This is a genomic window from Streptomyces sp. NPDC059787, assembly GCF_042732315.1.
Classification (GTDB): domain Bacteria; phylum Actinomycetota; class Actinomycetes; order Streptomycetales; family Streptomycetaceae; genus Streptomyces; species Streptomyces atrovirens.
In genome coordinates this window covers 13,224-32,177 of sequence record NZ_JBHWHX010000004.1, presented here as the reverse complement: position 1 = coordinate 32,177, position 18,954 = coordinate 13,224, and the positions used below count along the sequence as shown (strand labels likewise).

Sequence of the window (18,954 nt, the reverse complement as noted above, 5' to 3'; positions counted from 1 at the left end):
GGCGGCCACAGCGAAGAGCACTTCCGTTCTGCCCGGCCGGCCCACCCGCCGTCCGGTTCTCCCCAGGCCGCGCGACCCGCGGCCACGCAGAAGGAGTCCGCGTTGAGAAGCAGGTCGTCCCACAGACGCACCCCCCACGCCACGCACCGCCGTGCCGCCGCCGTCGCCCTCGCCGGGGTGGCCGCGCTGATCGCCACGGCCGTGCAGTCCGGCAGTGCCACCGCCGCCCCCGAGCAGACACCCGCGGCGGCGAGCAGGGCGAAGCCCGGTTCCGAGTCGGTCAGGCTCACCCCCGCCCAGCGCGCCGCGCTGATCCGCGAGGCGAACGCCGCCAAGGCGGAGACCGCCGAGGACCTCGGTCTGGGTGCGAAGGAGAAGCTCGTCGTCCGTGACGTCCTCAAGGACCGCGACGGCACCGTGCACGTCCGCTACGAGCGCACCTACGACGGTCTGCCCGTCCTCGGCGGCGACCTGGTCGTCCAGGGCGGGACGCCCGGCGCGGCCGACTCCGTCGTCAAGGCCACCCGGACCGCGGTGAAGCCCGCGACCACCACCGCCAAGGTGCCGGCCGCCGAGGCCGAGCAGCAGGCCCTGTCCGCCGCGAAGGCCGAGAAGGCCGAGGGCGCCGACGTCGACCGGGCCCCGCGCAAGGTGATCTGGGCCGCCGAGGGCAAGCCGGTCGTGGCGTACGAGACGGTCGTCGGCGGCCTCCAGCACGACGGCACCCCACAGGAACTGCACGTCGTCACCGACGCCACCACGGGCGAGAAGCTGTACGAGTGGGAGGCCATCCAGAACGGAACCGGCCACACCGTCTACAGCGGCACCGTCGACCTGACCACCACCCAGTCCGGGTCGTCGTACAACCTCACCGACGGGGCGCGCGGCGGGCACAAGACGTACAACCTCAACCGGGGCACCTCCGGCACCGGCACGCTGTTCTCCGGCTCCGACGACGTCTGGGGCAACGGCAGCCCGTCCAACCTGGAGTCGGCCGCCGCCGACGCCCACTACGGGGCCGCGCTGACCTGGGACTACTACAAGAACGTGCACGGCCGCAGCGGCATCCGCGGCGACGGCGTGGGCGCCTACTCCCGGGTCCACTACGGCAACAACTACGTCAACGCCTTCTGGTCCGACAGCTGCTTCTGCATGACCTACGGCGACGGCTCCGGCAACGCCAACCCGCTCACCGCGATCGACGTGGCCGCGCACGAGATGACCCACGGTCTCACCTCGAACACCGCGGGCCTCAACTACAGCGGCGAGTCCGGCGGTCTGAACGAGGCGACCAGCGACATCTTCGGCTCGACCGTCGAGTTCTACGCCAACAACTCCTCCGACGTCGGTGACTACCTCATCGGCGAGGAGATCGACATCAACGGCGACGGCACCCCGTTGCGCTACATGGACAAGCCGAGCAAGGACGGCGCGTCCAAGGACAGCTGGTACTCCGGCATCGGCTCGATCGACGTGCACTACTCGTCCGGCCCCGCCAACCACTTCTTCTACCTGCTGAGCGAGGGCAGCGGCACCAAGACCATCAACGGTGTCACCTACGACTCGCCCACCTCGGACGGCCTCCCGGTCACCGGCATCGGCCGCGCCAAGGCGGAGAAGATCTGGTTCCGCGCGCTGACCACCAAGTTCACCTCCACCACCAACTACGCGGGCGCCCGCACCGGCACCCTGGCGGCGACCGGTGAGCTGTACGGCACGGACAGCGCCGAGTACAAGGCGGTGCAGGACGCGTGGGCGGGCATCAACGTCGGCTCGCGCTCCGGTGACGGCGGCGGCGGTGGCGGTACGTCCTTCGAGAGCAGCACCGACGTGACCATCCCGGACTACGGCTCCGCGGTGACGTCCTCGATCGCCGTCTCCGGGCGGACGGGCAACGCGCCGTCCAACCTCCAGGTCTCGGTCGACATCGTGCACACCTACAGCGGTGACCTGGTCGTCGACCTGCTGGCCCCGGACGGCACGGTGTACAACCTGCGCAACCGCACCGGCGGCTCCGCGGACAACATCAACCAGACCTTCACGGTCAACGCCTCCTCCGAGGCCGCCAACGGCACCTGGCAGCTGCGCGTACAGGACCGGGCGCGGTACGACACCGGCTACATCAACGGCTGGAAGCTCACCTTCCTGTAAAGAGCCGTGGTCAGAGCGTCGCCCCGGGTGGTCCGACACCCCCGGGGCGACGCCCCTTTTTTGCCGAGCCCATACATTCCCCTGGTTGGGCTTTTACCGAGGTCAGGACGTTTTACACGCACGCAATGTTCACCTCGGCGATCGTTTTCGGCCAACATCATTCGACCCTCATGACATGTACGCGTCGTTGGTGTCACTCTTCCTTCGCTCGACGCACCACAGCACCACCGCACCACCCCGGCCGGCCCCCAACCGTCCGGGCCCCCACTTGACACAAGGAGCTCGAGTGACTCCCCTCTACGCGCGTCACCAGCGCACCGCTCTGGCCGTCGCCACCACCGTCGTGGCCGGAGCCCTGCTCACCACCGGTCCGACCACCGGTACCGCAGCCGCCGACTCCGCGCCCGTCGGCAAGCCGGCCCTGGCCGGCGCCCCGGTGCTGCTGTCCGCCGCCGCCCGCACCTCCCTCATCCAGGAGCAGCAGGCGTCGGCCACCGAGACCGCCGGCGAGATAGGTCTCGGCGCCAAGGAGAAGCTGGTCGTCAAGGACGTCGTGAAGGACGCCGACGGCACGGTCCACACCCGCTACGAGCGCACCTACGACGGGCTGCCCGTGCTCGGCGGCGACCTGGTCGTGCACGAGCCGGCCTCCGGCGGCGCCAGGACCGTGACCAAGGCCGTCGAGGCGGCCGTCAAGGTGTCCTCCGTGACGCCGAGGATCGCCGCGGGCAAGGCCGAGAAGCAGGCGGTCGCCGCCGCGGAGGCGGCCGGGTCGGAGAAGACGGAGGCCGACTCCGCGCCCCGCAAGGTGGTCTGGGCCGCCGACGGCACGCCCGTCCTGGCCTACGAGACCGTGGTCGGGGGCCTGCAGGACGACGGCACCCCCAACGAGCTGCACGTGATCACCGACGCCGCCACCGGCGAGAAGCTGCACGAGTGGCAGGGCGTCCACACCGGCACCGGCAAGGGCCTGTACTCGGGCACGGTCACCCTGGGCACCTACAAGTCGGGGACGACGTACCAGCTGTACGACACCGGCCGCGGCGGCCACAGGACCTACAACCTGGCGCGCGGCACCTCCGGCACCGGCACCCTGTTCACCGACGCGGACGACACGTGGGGCACCGGCACCGCCTCCAGCTCCTCCACCGACCAGACCGCGGCCGTGGACGCCGCCTACGGCGCCCAGGTGACCTGGGACTTCTACAAGAACACCTTCGGCCGCAACGGCATCAAGAACAACGGCACGGCGGCCTACTCCCGGGTCCACTACGGCAGCTCCTACGTCAACGCCTTCTGGTCCGACAGCTGCTTCTGCATGACCTACGGCGACGGCTCCGGCAACACCCACCCGCTGACCTCGCTGGACGTGGCCGGCCACGAGATGAGCCACGGCGTCACCTCCAACACCGCGGGCCTCAACTACAGCGGCGAGTCCGGCGGTCTGAACGAGGCGACCAGCGACATCTTCGGCACGGGCGCCGAGTTCTACGCGGCCAACTCCTCCGACACCGGTGACTACCTCATCGGCGAGAAGATCAACATCAACGGCGACGGCACCCCGCTGCGCTACATGGACAAGCCGAGCAAGGACGGCGCCTCGAAGGACTACTGGTCCTCCGGCCTCGGTTCGGTCGACGTGCACTACTCCTCGGGCCCCGCGAACCACTTCTTCTACCTGCTGGCCGAGGGCAGCGGCACCAAGACCATCAACGGCGTGACCTACAACTCGCCGACGTACAACGGCTCCACCGTCACCGGCATCGGCCGCGCCAAGGCGCTGCAGATCTGGTACAAGGCGCTGACCACGTACTTCACGTCGACCACCAACTACAAGGCGGCCCGCACGGGCACCCTGAACGCGGCGTCGGCCCTGTACGGCTCCACCAGCACCGAGTACAAGGCGGTCGCGGCCGCCTGGACCGCGATCAACGTCAGCTGATCCCGTCCCCCTCGCACACCGGGCGGCACCCGGAGCGTTTCCCCCGCTCCGGGTGCCGCCCCGGACGCGTCCCGGGGGCTTCGGCCCCATGGTTCCGGGTCCCCTCTACTCTTGGGTCCCATGTCTTCGGCGGACTTCACCTACGACCACGTCGGCGCGACCCGGGAACCCGGTTTCTGCCCTCCCGGCTTCCACCCGATGCGTGTCCGCACCCGCCTCGGCGAGGGCGAGGCGGTCTTCCGGCAGGCGGCCCAGGCGCTGCTCACCTGGGAGCTGCACCGGGAACTGGGGGTCGGCGTCGAGACCGCCGCCGACCGCGCGGCCCCGGACGTCGACGTCACCATCGTCCTCGCCGGGGTCGTGAAGGCGCCCTGCCGTGTGGTGTGGACGGTGGAGGAGCACCGCAGGGCCGGCTGGGCGTACGGCACCCTGACCGGGCACCCCGAGTGCGGCGAGGAGTCCTTCGTCGTGGACCGCACCGGCGACGGGACGGTGTGGCTGACGGTGGAGGCGTTCAGCCGGCCGGCCCGCTGGTACGCCCGCGCGGGCGGGCCGGCCACCCGCGCGATGCAGCACGCCTACGCCCGCCGCTGCGGCAAGGTCCTGCGCCGGCTGGCCACGAAGGGCATCGAACAGGACTGACGTCCTCCATACCGACGCCCTGGCCTGCTGGCAGCCGCGACTCAGCCCGCCGGCTCCCTGGCCTGCGGACAGCCGCAATCACCGCAGCCCGCGGGCAGTCGCAATCACCGCAGCCTGCGGGCAGTCGCGCCTCCCCCAGTGCTTTAAAGGCCTGGGAGGTACCCCCAGGACGGCACGGGTGGGCGCTGGGGGTATACCCCCTCTGGGGGAGGCACCCCCTCAGCGGGCCGCGCCGTCGCCTCCGCCCGGCGCTGTTCGTCGCCCCCGCCGCCCCTTCCCTTCCCGTCCCTGGGGGCTGCACCCCCAGACCCCCTTCGGCCCTTCGGGCCTCGTCCTCAAGCGCCGGACGGGCTGGTACGTCACCTCACCGCATCAGCAGTCCCGCCCCCTCCACCACATCCTCCGACGGCACCGCCACCAGCCCCAGCTCCGCCCCTGACGCCAACAGCCGGTGCCCGGGCAGGATCCGCACCGTGTACCCGAAGGGCCCCGTCCGGTCCAGGGTCAGCGGCCCCTCGTACACCCACCGCCCCTCCGCGTCCGGCGCACCCACAGGCTTCAGCGGCACAGCCGTCGCACCGGTGATCCGGTCCTCCCCGTCCACCCGCCCGGACACCGCCTGCACCTCGACGTCCTCCGGCTTCAGACCCCCCAGCCCCACCCGCACCCGCAGCGCGAGCGTGCTGCCGAGTTCCGCGGTGGCCGCCGTCACGGACGTCTCGACATGGTCGACGGTCACCCCGTGCCAAGCGGCCCGCACCCGCGCCTTCCACCCGGCGAGCGCACGCGCGGACTCCGCGTCCATCGCACGATGGGCGTGCGCGGCGGGCACGTACAGCCGCTCCACGTACTCCCGGACCATCCGCCCGGCCAGCACCTTCGGCCCGAGCAGGCTCAGCGTCCGCCGCACCATCTCGATCCACCGGTCCGGCAGCCCGTCCCGCCCCCGGCCGTAGAAGCACGGGGTGATCCGCTGCTCCAGCAGGTCGTACAGCGCCGCGGCCTCTATGGCGTCGCGCCGTTCCGGATCGTCCCCCACTGCCGAAAGCGTGGGGGTACCCCCACCGCCCCCGTCCGCCGTGGGGATCGCCCAGCCGAAGTCGGGCTGGAACCACTCGTCCCACCAGCCGTCGAGCACGGACAGGTTGAGACAGCCGTTGAGCGCGGCCTTCATCCCGCTGGTCCCGCACGCCTCCAGCGGCCGCAGCGGATTGTTCAGCCAGATGTCACAGCCGGGGTAGAGCTTCTGCGCCATCGCCATGCCGTAGTCGGGCAGGAACACGATCCGGTGCCGTACGCGCGGGTCGTCGGCGAAGCGGACCAGTTCCTGGATGAGCCGCTTGCCGCCGTCGTCCGCCGGGTGCGCCTTGCCCGCGACCACGATCTGCACCGGCCGCTCGGGGTGCAGCAGCAGCTCCGTCAGCCGGTCCCGGTCGCGCAGCATCAGCGTCAGCCGTTTGTACGACGGGACGCGCCGGGCGAAGCCGATGGTCAGCACGTCCGGGTCGAGCACCCCGTCGATCCAGCCCAGCTCGGCCGTGCCGGCACCGCGCTGCCGCCAGGAGGCGCGCAGCCGCTCGCGCACCTCGAGGACCAGCAGTTCCCGCAGGGACCGGCGCAGCTCCCAGATGTCCTGGTCGGCGATGTCCGCGACGGAGTCCCAGCGGTCGGAGTCGCCGACGCTCAGCGCCTCCTCGGTGCGCTGGGCGCCGATCTGCCGGGCGCCGAGCCGGAACACCTCGGGAGCGACCCAGGTGGGCGCGTGCACCCCGTTCGTCACGGAGGTGATGGGCACCTCCTCGGGGTCGAAGCCCGGCCAGAGTCCGGCGAACATCTCACGGCTGACGTTGCCGTGCAGCAGGGAGACGCCGTTGGCGCGCTGGGCCAGGCGCAGGCCCATCACGGCCATGTTGAACAGGCCGGGCTCACCGCCGGGGTAGCTCTCCATGCCGAGCCGGAGGATGCGGTCGACCTCCATGTTCGGCAGTTCCGCGTGCGGGCCGAAGTGCCGGGCGACCAGTTCGCGGTCGAAGCGGTCGATGCCGGCCGGGACGGGCGTGTGGGTGGTGAACACGGTCCCCGCGCGGACCGCCTCCAACGCCGCGTCGAAGTCCAGCCCGTCCGCGCGCAGTTCGGCGATGCGCTCCAGTCCGAGGAAGCCCGCGTGGCCCTCGTTGGTGTGGAACACCTCGGGCGCGGCGTGCCCGGTCAGCTCGCAGTACGTACGTACCGCCCGGACCCCTCCTATGCCGAGCAGCATCTCCTGGAGCAGGCGGTGTTCGCTGCCGCCGCCGTAGAGCCGGTCGGTCACCCCGCGTCCGCCGAGGTCGTTCTCCTCGACGTCGGAGTCCAGCAGGAGCAGCGGGATCCTGCCCACCTGGGCCAGCCAGATCCGCGCCCGTAGCGATCGGTCGCCGGGCAGGGCGAGGGTGACCTGGGCGGGGGTGCCGTCGGGCTCCTCGAGCTGGTCCAGGGGCAGCTCGTTGGGGTCGAGCACGGGGTAGTGCTCCTGCTGCCAGCCGTCCCGGGACAGGGACTGGCGGAAGTAGCCGTGCCGGTAGAGCAGGCCGACGCCGATGAGGGGGGCGCCCAGGTCGCTGGCGGCCTTGAGATGGTCGCCGGCGAGGATGCCGAGTCCTCCGGAGTACTGCGGCAGGGCGGCCGTGATGCCGAACTCCGGGGAGAAGTAGGCGACGGCGGCGGGCAGCCGGTCGGTCTGCGCCTGGTACCAGCGGTCGCCGGTCATATAGGCGTCCAGATCGGCGGCGACCGTGTCGAGGCGGTCCAGGAAGTCGCGGTCACCGGCCAGCTCGGTGAGCCGCTCGGTCGCCACGCTGCCGAGCAGCCGTACGGGGTCGCAGCCGGCGGCGGCCCAGCGTTCGGGGTCGACGGAGCGGAACAGGTCACGGGTCCCGGTGTGCCAGGACCAGCGCAGATTGCGGGCCAGGTCGCTCAGGGGGCGCAGGGGTTCGGGGAGCACGGGTCGGACGGTGAATCGACGGATCGCCTTCACAAGTCACCTCGGCGCGTTCGTGAGAGACGCGGTGTGCGTCCGGGCATCGTTGCCGACAGTACCGGCGCGGACACGCGCCGCGCGGGAAGCTGGGGGACACGGGTACCTCCGTACCCCCGTCCAAACGATTCACCTCATGGCGGACATGGCCGATTCCGCCCCTCATGGGCGTTCTTGTCCGCGCTCCGCCTCGCACCGGACGTCTCCCCTCCGGCGTGCCGACGGCCCGCACCACACTCCCGCCGGGCGTGGGACGGGCCGGCGCGGCCGGCCGGCCGGCAGGACAAGAAACCGGCCTTTTCCGCCCTCGGTCCGTTCGCCCCGGGGGCCCCGGTCACCCCGCCCTCCGCCGTGGGCGGCACCGCGCCGGTCACCTCCCCGGGTGTGCCGACGGTGTCCCCGCACCCGGCGGGCGCGGCGGCGCCGTACCCGCCCAGCACCGGCGGGTGGACCCGGTACGGAGGGCGAACGCGCTGGTCAAGGGGGCGACGAGCGGAAAGGCGAGCGGACGTGGGGCCGGTTCGCCGCATCGGGCGCTCCGGGTTCCGGGACCGTGCCGACAACCCGGCCGGGGGGCGCCTCCGGCCGTGGGAGCGGGCCCACCACGGGCCGGACCCGCCCTGCGCGGACGGGGCCGGTCTTGTGTGTCGACATACGCGTGAGTAGTTAACAACGTGCCGGATTGCCCACCCGAACAGTGTGGGAAGGCTCCTGCGGGTACCCCCTCAGCAACACCACGCAGGACCCACCTCCCCACAGTCATCCGCCCACCCACGTTGACGCGGACAGGAGCGGTCATGCCCGCCAAGCACCACTCGTCATCCCCTCCGACACCAGGCACCGCCCGGACACCCCTGAAGCGCGGCGCCGGATCGTCTCCGGTCCGCCCGGCCGAGACCGGTCCCCCGCCGCCCGTCCCTGTGACACCGGCCCCCGCGACCGCCGTGGGGCGCATTCCCGTCCTCGACGTCCGGCCGATGGTCCGGCAGGGGCGCCGGCCGGCGAAGGCCGTGACCGGTGAGACGTTCGAGATCTCGGCGACCGTGTTCCGGGAGGGCCACGACGCGGTGGCCGCCGATGTGGTGCTGAAGGACCCCGCGGGACGTCCGGGGCCGTTCACGCCGATGCGGGAGCTCGCGCCCGGCACGGACAGATGGGGGGCGACCGTCACCGCCGGGGAGCCGGGGCTGTGGACGTACACCGTGGAGGCGTGGGGCGACCCGGTCACCACCTGGCGGCACCACGCGCAGATCAAGATCCCGGCGGGCATGGACACCGAGGTCGTCCTGGAGGAGGGCGCCCGGCTGCACGAGCGGGCGGCGGCCGGGGTGCCCGGCTCCGGGCCCAGAGGCGTCCTCCTCTCCGCCGTGGACGCCCTGCGCGACGAGAGCCGTCCGGCGGCTTCCCGGCTGGCGGCGGCGTTGACGCCGGAGGTGGACGCGGTGCTGGCCCGGCATCCGCTGCGGGAGCTGGTCACCAGCAGTGAGCCGCTGCCGCTGCTGGTGGAACGCGAGCGGGCCCTGTACGGGGCCTGGTACGAGTTCTTCCCCCGCTCCGAGGGCACCCCCGCCCGGCCGCACGGCACCTTCGAGTCCGCCGCCCGCCGCCTGCCCGCGATCGCCGCGATGGGCTTCGACGTGGTCTACCTCCCGCCGATCCACCCGATCGGCACCACCCACCGCAAGGGCCCCGACAACACGCTCGGCGCCGGCCCGGACGACGTCGGGGTGCCGTGGGCGATCGGCTCCCCGGAGGGCGGCCACGACGCCGTCCACCCCGACCTGGGCACCCCGGAGGACTTCGCCCGGTTCGTCGCCCGGGCCGGTGAGCTGGGGCTGGAGGTGGCCCTCGACTTCGCGCTGCAGTGCTCCCCGGACCACCCCTGGGTGCACAAGCACCCGGAGTGGTTCCACCACCGCCCCGACGGCTCCATCGCCTACGCGGAGAACCCGCCGAAGAAGTACCAGGACATCTACCCCATCGCCTTCGACGCCGACCTCGACGGCCTGGTCGCCGAGACCGTCCGGGTGCTGCGGCACTGGATGGACACGGGGGTGCGGATCTTCCGCGTCGACAACCCGCACACCAAACCGGTGGTCTTCTGGGAGCGGGTGATCGGCGAGATCAACCGCGCCGACCCCGACGTGATCTTCCTGGCGGAGGCGTTCACCCGCCCCGCGATGATGCACACCCTGGCCCAGATCGGCTTCCAGCAGTCCTACACCTACTTCACCTGGCGCACCACCAAGCGGGAACTGACCGAGTACCTCACCGAACTGTCGGGGGAGGCCGCCTCCTACATGCGGCCCAACTTCTTCGTCAACACCCCCGACATCCTGCACGCCTACCTCCAGCACGGCGGACGTGCCGCCTTCGAGGTCCGCGCCGTCCTGGCCGCCACCCTCTCCCCCACCTGGGGCATCTACAGCGGCTACGAACTCTGCGAGAACACCCCCCTGCGCGACGGCAGCGAGGAATACCTCCACTCCGAGAAGTACCAGCTCAGACACCGGGACTGGGAGACCGCCGAACGCGAGGGTCGCACCATCACCCCCCTCATCACCCGGCTCAACACCATCCGGCGCGAGAACCCGGCCCTGCGGCAACTGCGCGACATCCACTTCCACCACGCCGACAAGGAGGAGGTCATCGCCTACTCGAAGCGGCGGGGTTCGAACACGGTTCTGGTGGTCGCCAACCTCGACCCCCACCACACCCAGGAGGCCACGGTCTCGTTGGACATGCCGCAACTCGGCCTGGACTGGCACGAGTCGGTACCGGTGCGCGACGAGCTCACCGGCGAGACCTATCAATGGGGCAGGGCCAACTATGTGCGCCTGGAGCCGGGGGGAGCGCATGTGCTCGTCGTCGGCCGGGCATCCGGGAGTGAGCCCCCGGGCGAGCACAGCCGTGTTCTGCGACCGTCCAGCCCGTCGATCGGAGGGTCACCCACAACATGATCGTCAACGAACCCGTCCCGGACACCTTCGAGGACACCCCCGCAAAGGACCGGGACCCGGACTGGTTCAAACGAGCCGTCTTCTACGAGGTCCTCGTCCGCTCCTTCCAGGACAGCAACGGTGACGGCATCGGCGACCTGAAGGGTCTGACCGCCAAACTGGACTACCTGCAGTGGCTGGGCGTCGACTGCCTCTGGCTGCCGCCCTTCTTCAAGTCCCCGCTGCGTGATGGCGGTTACGACGTGGCCGACTACACCGCCGTCCTCCCCGACTTCGGCGACCTCGCCGACTTCGTGGAGTTCGTCGACGCGGCGCACCAGCGCGGGATGCGCGTGATCATCGACTTCGTCATGAACCACACCAGCGACCAGCACCCGTGGTTCCAGGAGTCGAGGAAGGACCCCGACGGCCCCTACGGCGACTACTACGTATGGGCGGACGACGACAAGCAGTTCCAGGACGCCCGGATCATCTTCGTCGACACCGAGGCGTCGAACTGGACGTACGACCCGGTGCGCAAGCAGTACTACTGGCACCGCTTCTTCTCCCACCAGCCGGACCTCAACTACGAGAACCCGGCGGTCCAGGAGGAGATGATCTCCGCGCTGAAGTTCTGGCTGGACCTGGGGATCGACGGCTTCCGGCTGGACGCGGTGCCGTACCTGTACCAGCAGGAGGGGACGAACTGCGAGAACCTCCCGGAGACCCACGCCTTCCTGAAGCGGGTCCGCAAGGAGATCGACACCCAGTACCCGGACACGGTGGTGCTGGCGGAGGCGAACCAGTGGCCGGAGGACGTCGTCGACTACTTCGGCGACTACGCCGCCGGGGGCGACGAGTGCCACATGGCCTTCCACTTCCCGGTCATGCCGCGCATCTTCATGGCCGTGCGCCGTGAGTCCCGCTACCCCGTCTCCGAGATCCTCGCCAAGACTCCCGCCATCCCGTCGGGCTGCCAGTGGGGCATCTTCCTGCGCAACCACGACGAGCTGACCCTGGAGATGGTCACCGACGAGGAACGCGACTACATGTGGGCGGAGTACGCCAAGGACCCCCGCATGCGCGCCAACATCGGCATCCGCCGCCGGCTCGCGCCGCTGCTGGACAACGACCGCAACCAGATCGAACTCTTCACCGCCCTGCTGCTGTCGCTCCCCGGTTCGCCGATCATCTACTACGGCGACGAGATCGGCATGGGCGACAACATCTGGCTCGGCGACCGCGACGCGGTCCGCACACCGATGCAGTGGACGCCCGACCGGAACGCCGGATTCTCCTCCAGCGACCCGGGCCGGCTGTTCCTGCCGACCATCATGGACCCGGTCTACGGCTACCAGGTCACCAACGTCGAGGCCTCCATGGCCTCGCCCTCGTCGCTGCTGCACTGGACCCGCCGGATGATCGAGATCCGCAAGCAGAACCCGGCGTTCGGCCTCGGCTCCTACACCGAGCTGCCGTCCTCCAACCCGGCCGTCCTCGCCTTCCTGCGCGAGTACGAGGACGACCTGGTGCTCTGCGTCAACAACTTCTCACGCTTCGCACAGCCCACCGAGCTCGATCTCAGCGCCTTCGGGGGACGGCACCCGGTCGAGCTGTTCGGCGGGGTGCGCTTCCCGGCCGTCGGCGAACTGCCGTACCTGCTGACCCTCGGGGGCCACGGCTTCTACTGGTTCCGGCTCCGCAAGGACGCCGCGTAGAACCCGGGGCGGGGCGGTTTCCGCCGCTCCGCCCGGGGCACGCATGAGTAGCACCCCGCCCACCGGCGGCGCCCCGTGGGCGCGCCGAAAGAGGGGAAAGGACGCGACGCCATGTCGGAAGCCGTCACACGCACCGTCACGACCCCGCCCGGCCTCCTTGCGTCACTGGATCCACTGCTGAGGGAGTGGCTGCCGCGGCAGCGCTGGTTCGCGGGCAAGGGCCGCCCGGTCACCGGGTTCTCCATGGTCGCGGCCACCGAACTGCTGCCGCCCACGGCCAAGCTGGGCCTGTACCACCTGCTGGTGCGCGCGCACCAGCCGAGCCGGCCGGGCCACGGCGGTCCCGAGCAGCCCGGCGACTGCTACCAGCTGCTCATAGGCGTGCGCGAGGCGCTGCCGCCCCGGCTCGCGCCCGCGCTGATCGGTCATGTGACGCGGGGCCCGCTGGCCGGACGGACGGTCTACGAGGCCCTGCACGACACCCGGCCCGCCGAGCTGCTCCTGGAGGCCCTGCGCACCCAGGCCCGGATCGGCGGGCTTCGCTTCGAGCGGGACCCGCGCCAGGAGATCCGGTCCGGTCTGGTGCCGCGCCTGGTGACCGCCGAGCAGTCGAACTCGTCGGTCGTCTACGGAGATACGTTCATCCTGAAGCTGTTGCGCCGGATCGTGCCCGGGATCAACCCCGACCTGGAGCTGCCGCTGGCGCTGGCCCGCGTGGGCTGCCCCCGGGTGCCCTCACCGACGGCCTGGCTGGTCGCGGAGCCCGATGAATCCCCCGGCCCGCCGCCCCCGGCCGAGCCGTACGTCCTGGGGGTGCTCCAGCCGTTCGTGCAGGGTGCGACGGACGGCTGGGAACTGGCGCTGCGGGAGCTGGCCAAGGGGGAGGACTTCGTCGCCGAGTCACGGGCCCTCGGGCGGGCCACCGCCGAGGTGCACACCGCACTGGCCCGCGCGCTGCCCACGGTCACGCTGGGGCACGCCCAGCTCCGCTCCCTGGTCGCCGGCATGACCGAGCGACTGGAGGCGGCCGTGCACGCGGTGCCCGCGCTGCGGCCGTACGCGGACGGGCTGCGCTCGGCGTTCACGGCGCTGGACGATCTGGCCGCCGAGGGGCAGGTCTGGACCGCCCAGCGGGTGCACGGCGATCTGCACCTCGGGCAGTGCCTGCGCTCCCCGGCCGGGGAGTGGTCGCTGATCGACTTCGAGGGGGAGCCGGCCCGTCCGCTGGCCGAGCGGCGGATGCCGCAGCCGGTGGTGCGGGACGTCGCCGGCATGCTGCGGTCCTTCGACTACGCGGCGCGTTCGGTGGACCCGCCGCAGCCGGACTGGGCCGTGCGGTGCCGGGCGGCGTACTGCTCCGGCTACGCGGAGGCGGCCGGCCGGGATCCGCGCACCGATCCGGTGCTGCTGCGCGCGTACGAGACCGACAAGGCGGTCTACGAAGTGGTCTACGAGGCCCGGCACCGTCCCGAGTGGCTGTCCGTACCGCTGGCCGCCGTGCACCGGCTCGCCTCGACCGACCTGATCTGACCCATCCGACCCGCGTCCAGGAGGCTTCGCCCGTGACCCCCCGCCCCGAGTCCAGCGGTTCGCATCCGGAGCAGCCGGCCGAGCGGCAGCCCGCGGCAGCCGAGCCGGTGAAGAAGGCCACCGCGAAGAAGACCACCGCGGCGGCGAAGGCCGTGGCCAAGAAGGCGGCGACCGAGAAAGCGACGGTGAAGAAGGCCGCAGTGCAGAAGGCCGCCGCCAAGAGCCCGGCGAAGAAGGCCGCGAAGAAGACCCCGGCCAAGAAGACCACCGCCAGGAAGACCGCGGCGAAGAAGACGGCGGCGAAGGCCGCCCCCGCCGCACAGCCCGCCCCGCCCGAGATGGAGATCGCCGTCTCCCCCGCCGTGGACGCCGCCGACCGGGAGCGGCTGCTGAGCGGGACGCATCACGCCCCGCACTCCGTGCTCGGCGCGCATCCGGTGCCCGGCGGGGTCGTCTTCCGGGCGTTCCGGCCGTACGCCCTCGCGGTGACCGTCGTCTCCGGGGGCCTCACCGTCGAGCTGCACGACGACGGTGACGGCTTCTTCTCGGGGCTGCTGCCGCTGGGCGAGGTCCCGGCGTACCGGCTGCTCGTGACGTACGAGGGGACGGTGCAGGAGACGGAGGACGCGTACCGGTTCCTGCCCACGCTCGGCGAGCTCGACCTGCATCTGATCGGCGAGGGCCGGCACGAGGAGCTGTGGACGGTCCTCGGCGCGCACCCGACGACCCACCAGGGCGTCACCGGCACCCGCTTCACGGTGTGGGCGCCGAACGCGCGCGGGGTGCGGGTGTCCGGCACCTTCAACTTCTGGGACGGCACCGGCTTCCCCATGCGGTCGCTGGGCTCGACGGGGGTGTGGGAGCTGTTCGTGCCGGGGATCGGCGAGGGCGAGCTGTACAAGTTCGAGATCACCCGTCCCGACGGTTCGAAGACCCTGCGCGCCGACCCGCTGGCCCGCCGTACGGAGGTGCCGCCGGCCACGTCGTCGATCGTCACGTCGTCGGCGTACGAGTGGGGCGACGCGGAATGGCTGGAGCGCCGGGCGGCCGTGCCCGCGCACCGGGCGCCGTTCTCCGTCTACGAGGTGCACCTGCCTTCCTGGCGGCCGGGGCTGACGTACCGGCAGCTCGCCGAGCAGCTCCCCGCGTACGTCAAGGACCTCGGCTTCACCCACGTGGAGCTGATGCCGGTCGCCGAGCACCCCTTCGGCGGCTCGTGGGGTTACCAGGTCACCGGGTTCTACGCGCCCACGGCCCGCCTCGGTACCCCGGACGACTTCCGGTACCTGGTCGACGCCCTGCACCGGGCCGGGATCGGGGTGCTGATGGACTGGGTGCCGGCGCACTTCCCGCGCGACGAGTGGGCGCTGGCGGAGTTCGACGGGCGGCCGCTGTACGAGCACGAGGACCCGCTGCGGGCCGCGCACCCCGACTGGGGCACCCTGGAGTTCGACTTCGGGCGGCGCGAGGTGCGCAACTTCCTCGTCGCCAACGCCCTCTACTGGTGCGAGGAGTTCCACATCGACGGGCTGCGCGTCGACGCGGTCGCCTCGATGCTCTACCTCGACTACTCGCGCGAGCCCGGCCAGTGGACGCCGAACGAGCACGGCGGCCGGGAGAACCTGGACGCGGTGGCGTTCCTCCAGGAGATGAACGCCACCGTGTACCGCAGGGTGCCGGGGGTCGTGACGATCGCGGAGGAGTCCACGGCCTGGGACGGCGTCACCCGGGCCACCCACCACAAGGGCCCCAGCGGCTTCGGCGGGCTCGGCTTCGGGCTGAAGTGGAACATGGGCTGGATGCACGACTCGCTCCAGTACATGAGCCACGAGCCGGTCCACCGCCGGTACCACCACGGTGAGATGACCTTCTCGATGGTGTACGCCTACAGCGAGAACTACGTGCTGCCGATCTCCCACGACGAGGTGGTGCACGGCAAGCGGTCCCTGGTGTCGAAGATGCCCGGCGACTGGTGGCAGCAGCGCGCCAACCTCCGCGCCTACCTGGGCTTCATGTGGGCCCATCCGGGCAAGCAGCTCCTCTTCATGGGGCAGGAGTTCGCGCAGGGGGCGGAGTGGTCGGAGGCGCACGGCCCGGACTGGTGGCTCCTCGACCCGAACTACGGCGCCGAGGCCGACCACCGCGGGGTGCGCGATCTGGTGCGCGACCTCAACACCGTGTACGGGCACACCCCGGCGCTGTGGCGGGGCGACACCGACCCGTCCGGTTTCCGGTGGGTGACCGGGGACGCGGCCGAGGACAACGTGTTCGCGTTCCTGCGGTACGACAGCGACGGCTCCCCGCTGCTCGCGGTGTCGCACCTGGCCCCGGTGGTCCGGCAGGACTACCGGATCGGCGTCCCCGACGACGTGCCCGCCTGGCACGAGGTGGTGAACACCGACGCCGGCCGCTACGGCGGCGGTGACGTCGTCCACCCCGACCCGGTCAAGCCGGAGCCGCAGGGACGGCACGGGTTCCCGGCGAGCATCCGCCTGACCCTGCCGCCCCTGGCGACGGTGTGGCTGCGCCCGGCCTAGGATCACCCCGTTACGCCCCGTCAGCGCCGCGCCGGCAACGCCCTAGGGGCGCGGGGAACTGCGCGACCAGCCACAACGAGCCCGCAGCCGCTACACCACATCCACCAACCCCTTCGGCAGCGGCTCGGCGTGCAGAATGCCGAGCCGCTGGGTGGCCCGGGTGAGCGCCACATACAGATCGCTCGTGCCGTACCTCCCCGGCTCCACGACCAGTACCGAGTCGAACTCCAGCCCCTTGGCCTGACGCGGGTCGAGCAATACGACGGCGTGCGCCAGATCGGGCTGGCCGCCCGCCGTCACCCCGTCCAGCCGCGCGGCCAGCGCCCGGTGCAGCTCGCGCGGGGCGATGACCGCGAGGCGGCCCTCGTCGGGGGTGAGCTCCGCGACGGCCTCGGCGACGGCGCCGGGCAGGTCGTCGGCGGCTCGGGCCCAGGGCCGTACGCCCGTGGAGCGGACGGAGCCGGGCGGCTCGAAGCCGGGGTGCTCGGCGCGCACCACCGCCGCGGCGACGTCCATGATCTCGGCGGGGGTGCGGTAGTTGACGCCGAGCCGGGTGTGCTCCCAGCGGTCCTCGACGAACGGGGTGAGGATGTCCGCCCAGGAGCCGACGCCGCCCGCCTCGGAGGTCTGTGCCGGGTCGCCGACCAGGGTCATCGAGCGGGTGGGGCTGCGCCGCATCAGCAGCCGCCACGCCATCGGGGAGAGTTCCTGCGCCTCGTCGACGATGATGTGCCCGAACGCCCAGGTGCGGTCGGCGGCGGCGCGCTCGGCGGCGCTGCGGTGGTCGTCCTCCTCGTGCCGTTCGGCGAAGCGTTCCGCGTCGATGATGTCGTGCGCGGACAGCACCTCGGAGGAGTCCGGGTCGGCGTCCTCCTTGTCCTCGAACTCGAAGGTGCGGGAGGCGTACGACACGTCCAGGACGCCCTGCGCGAAGGCGATCTGTGTCCGCCGTTCGCGTTCGGCGCGCTCGCGTGCGAGGCGGTCGTCCTCGCCGAGGAGTTCGGCGGCCTCGTCGAGCAGGGGCACGTCGGAGACGGTCCAGTGCCGGGTGACCGGGCGGCGGACCGCGGCGGCGTCCTCGTCGGGGAGGTGGCCCTCGGGTGCGGCGAGGAAGTCGGCGACCAGTTGCTGCGGGGTGATCCTCGGCCACAGCTGGTCGATGGCGGACCAGACCTCGGGGTTGTCGGCGAGCTCGTCGCGGATCTGGGTGATGTCGCTGGGGTCGAGCAGGTTGGAGCCGTCGTAGGGGTCGGTGCCGATGCGTTCGGCGACCATGTCGGTGAGCGCGTTGAGGATGTGGCCCTCGAAGTGCTCGCGGGCCACGTTGTGCGGCAGCCTGGCGGCACGGGTGCGTTCACGGGCGACGTTCACCAGGCCGTCGTCGAGCATCAGGACCTCGCGGTCGTGCTCGATCGCGATCACCGGGTCGGGCAGCGCCTGCCGGTCGCGTACGACGTCGGCGAGGACGCCGGCCATCTGGGCGCGGCCCTTGACGGCGGCGGCCTCGGGGGTGTCGGTCCGGGTGGTCCGCACGCCGGGGTACAGCTCGCCGACGGTGGCCAGGAGCACGCCGGTCTCGCCGAGGCTGGGCAGCACCTCGCCGATGTAGCCGAGGAACGCGGGGTTGGGGCCGACGATCAGGACGGCGCGGCGGGCCAGCAGCTCGCGGTGCTCGTAGAGGAGGTAGGCGGCGCGGTGCAGGGCGACGGCGGTCTTGCCGGTGCCGGGGCCGCCCTCGACCACCATGACCCCGCGGTGCGGGGCGCGGATGATGCGGTCCTGGTCGGCCTGGATGGTGCGCACGATGTCGCCCATGCGGCCGGTGCGCGCGGAGTTCAGCGCGGCGAGCAGTACGGCGTCGCCGGTCGGGTCCTCGTGGCCGGTACGGGTCTCGTCGCCGAGGTCGAGGACCTCGTCGTGCAGGGCGGTGACCCGGCGGCCCTCGGTGGAGATGTGCCGGCGGCGCCTGAGCCCCATCGTGGTGTGGCCGGTGGCCAGGTAGAACGGGCGGGCGACGTCGGCCCGCCAGTCGATGAGGACGGGCGTGCGTTCGGCGTCGTCGGCGCGCAGGCCGATCCGGCCGATGTGGTGGGTGTCGCCGGAGGCGAGGTCGATGCGGCCGAAGCAGAGGGAGCCGTCCACGGCGTTCAGCGCGGCGAGCAGCCCGGAGCGCTCGGCGACCAGGATGTCCCGCTCCAGCCGGGCCTGCCTGGGGGTGTGGCCCTGGGCGAGCGCCTCCGTGACGGACACCTCGGCGTCGCCGCGCAGGACGTCCACGCGTGCGTACAGTCCGTCGATGAATTGCTGTTCCTGCCGCAATTCCTCGTCCGGAAATTCGGTGTTTGACAATTCCGCTCCCGCCCGGATATACTGTGGTCACTGAACTTCACTGCGACTTCCTCCGTGATTCCTCCGAAAACGAAGTCGCGAATCAACGAATATACGCAAAGAAAACCCCCGGGCGCAATTGCCCGGGGGTTTT

The 18,954-nt window shown here is 71.6% G+C and carries 9 protein-coding genes; 7 read left to right on the top strand and 2 right to left on the bottom strand.

The annotated features are described in order from the left end of the window. Positions 1-102 precede the first annotated feature (102 nt). The 3 genes from ACFV5H_RS05175 to ACFV5H_RS05165 all read left to right on the top strand — a co-directional run bounded on the left by ACFV5H_RS05175 (position 103) and on the right by ACFV5H_RS05165 (position 4,735). The gene (locus ACFV5H_RS05175; RefSeq protein ID WP_385192940.1) at positions 103-2,151 is read left to right on the top strand and encodes a M4 family metallopeptidase; all 2,049 of its coding nucleotides are present in this window, start codon (positions 103-105) and stop codon (positions 2,149-2,151) included. Between the two features lie 286 nt (positions 2,152-2,437). Beyond that, positions 2,438-4,093, top strand: a complete 1,656-nt coding sequence (locus ACFV5H_RS05170) for a M4 family metallopeptidase (protein WP_385057878.1) — start codon at positions 2,438-2,440, stop codon at positions 4,091-4,093. A 120-nt stretch (positions 4,094-4,213) separates the two neighbouring features. After that, positions 4,214-4,735, top strand: a complete 522-nt coding sequence (locus ACFV5H_RS05165; protein WP_385057876.1) for a DUF1990 family protein — start codon at positions 4,214-4,216, stop codon at positions 4,733-4,735. A gap of 364 nt (positions 4,736-5,099) precedes the next feature. Here ACFV5H_RS05165 and ACFV5H_RS05160 read toward each other — a convergent pair whose 3' ends face one another. Next, a complete protein-coding gene (locus tag ACFV5H_RS05160) occupies positions 5,100-7,748 on the bottom strand; it encodes a glycosyltransferase family 1 protein (RefSeq protein WP_385192937.1) in 2,649 nt (882 codons plus the stop codon). Between the two features lie 797 nt (positions 7,749-8,545). On the opposite strand from ACFV5H_RS05160, the gene ACFV5H_RS05155 reads away from it, so the two are divergent. The 4 genes from ACFV5H_RS05155 to glgB all read left to right on the top strand — a co-directional run bounded on the left by ACFV5H_RS05155 (position 8,546) and on the right by glgB (position 16,472). Beyond that, complete coding sequence (locus ACFV5H_RS05155; protein ID WP_385192934.1) at positions 8,546-10,708, top strand: maltotransferase domain-containing protein; 2,163 nt, start codon at positions 8,546-8,548, stop codon at positions 10,706-10,708. Next, entirely contained in the window at positions 10,705-12,405 is a 1,701-nt protein-coding gene (treS, locus tag ACFV5H_RS05150; RefSeq protein WP_385192932.1) for a maltose alpha-D-glucosyltransferase, read from the top strand. Before ACFV5H_RS05155 ends, treS begins: the two co-directional genes overlap by 4 nt. A 111-nt stretch (positions 12,406-12,516) precedes the next feature. Beyond that, positions 12,517-13,935, top strand: a complete 1,419-nt coding sequence (locus ACFV5H_RS05145) for a maltokinase (protein ID WP_385059169.1) — start codon at positions 12,517-12,519, stop codon at positions 13,933-13,935. 32 nt (positions 13,936-13,967) lie between these two features. Next, positions 13,968-16,472 (top strand): 1,4-alpha-glucan branching enzyme, encoded by a 2,505-nt coding sequence (glgB, locus tag ACFV5H_RS05140; RefSeq protein ID WP_385059166.1) that lies wholly within the window; start codon positions 13,968-13,970, stop codon positions 16,470-16,472. A gap of 90 nt (positions 16,473-16,562) precedes the next feature. Here the strand turns inward: glgB and ACFV5H_RS05135 are convergent, their stop codons facing one another. Then, positions 16,563-18,791 carry a HelD family protein gene (locus ACFV5H_RS05135; protein ID WP_385059171.1) on the bottom strand — a complete coding sequence of 743 codons (2,229 nt, stop codon included), beginning with the start codon at positions 18,789-18,791 and terminating at the stop codon, positions 16,563-16,565. Positions 18,792-18,954 lie beyond the last annotated feature (163 nt).

What these genes read in the sequence shown, in the direction of transcription:
- treS (WP_385192932.1), top strand. Translation starts at nt 10,705, where the DNA reads ATGATCGTCAACGAACCCGTCCCGGACACCTTCGAGGACACCCCCGCA.
- ACFV5H_RS05165 (WP_385057876.1), top strand. Translation starts at nt 4,214, where the DNA reads ATGTCTTCGGCGGACTTCACCTACGACCACGTCGGCGCGACCCGGGAA.
- ACFV5H_RS05145 (WP_385059169.1), top strand. Translation starts at nt 12,517, where the DNA reads ATGTCGGAAGCCGTCACACGCACCGTCACGACCCCGCCCGGCCTCCTT.
- ACFV5H_RS05155 (WP_385192934.1), top strand. Translation starts at nt 8,546, where the DNA reads ATGCCCGCCAAGCACCACTCGTCATCCCCTCCGACACCAGGCACCGCC.